Origin of the sequence: Halomonas sp. 707D4, from assembly GCF_024158685.1 — a bacterium.
Taxonomy (GTDB): Bacteria; Pseudomonadota; Gammaproteobacteria; order Pseudomonadales; family Halomonadaceae; genus Vreelandella.
Genome location: NZ_JAMZBD010000744.1, coordinates 1 through 1,060 on the forward strand (window position 1 = coordinate 1; position 1,060 = coordinate 1,060).

The 1,060-nt window shown below is 65.8% G+C and carries 2 protein-coding genes; both read left to right on the plus strand.

The features are described from left to right. Nucleotides 1-512, plus strand: a 512-nt coding sequence (locus tag BIS11_RS18385) for a DUF368 domain-containing protein (RefSeq protein WP_253586838.1), incomplete at its 5' end; no start/stop codon positions are given. A gap of 25 nt (nt 513-537) precedes the next feature. Beyond that, on the plus strand, nt 538-1,060 hold a 523-nt coding region (locus BIS11_RS18390; protein ID WP_253586839.1), incomplete at its 3' end, for a LysM peptidoglycan-binding domain-containing protein.

Consider the following 1,060-nt stretch of genomic DNA (forward strand, 5'->3'; position numbering starts at 1 on the left):
CGCTGGTGCTGCTGGTGGGCAACGAGGCGCTGATCGTCGTGCTCGCCGGCGCCATCGCCATCAGCGCGATGCTGCTGCCCGGCGTGTCGGGCAGCTTCCTGCTGCTCACCATGGGGCTCTACGGCACCATCATGGGGGCTATCAAAAGCCTCGACATCGGTATTATCATGCTGTTCGGGATCGGCTGCCTGATCGGCCTGATGCTCTTTTCACGGCTTCTCTGGTGGCTCTTGAAGCGCCACCACGACAGTACCATGGCGCTGCTGCTAGGGTTCATCGTCGGCTCCTTGCCGATGCTCTGGCCCTGGCGCGAACTCACACGTTACCAGATGGGTCCCGAGGGCCAGGTGATTCCGCTGGCCCACCGCTATCTGCTGCCGGACGACTACGCCCGACTGACCGGTGACTCCGCCCAGATCCTGGCGGTGGTGTCACTTATGGTCGTCGGCGCTCTGCTGGTAGTATTGCTCAATCGGCGTGCAGCTCGTCAGGCCACGCAGTTCGATACGTAGCGGCGTTTAAAGGAGTAAGGTTTGCATGCGTAAGGTTTTCACACTGTCTCTGGTCGCACTGGCCATCAGCGGCTGCGCCAACCAGCAGCCACACACGCCTCAGGTAAGGGATTTGAGCGAGGCCAAGCGCGCGGTGGAGAGCTCTGCGCAGTACACCGTCAAGCCCGGCGACACCCTTTACGGCATCGCCTGGCAGCACGATCTGGACTACCGGGAACTGGCGGCGTTCAACAATATCGGTGCCCCCTACCAGATCCACCCCGGCCAGACCATCGCGCTGCGTCAGGGCGCCGGCGGTGCCCCGGCGGGCGGGGCCGGCCAGAATGCACAGAATCCGCCTTCCCAGCGCCCGAGCGGCGCGGTGGCCACCGGGCTGAATCCTCAGGCGGTGGCGGTGGCCAGCAGCCAGGGCGCCCAGGCGAGCCCGCAAGGCGAGCAGCAGATGGACTGGCTGCTTCCCGACGAGAGCGCCATCGAGCGCAACCAGCGCATCACGACCGAGCGCGCCCAGAGCGACGGCGCGCCGTCGCTCTGGGCGCGCTCGGTCG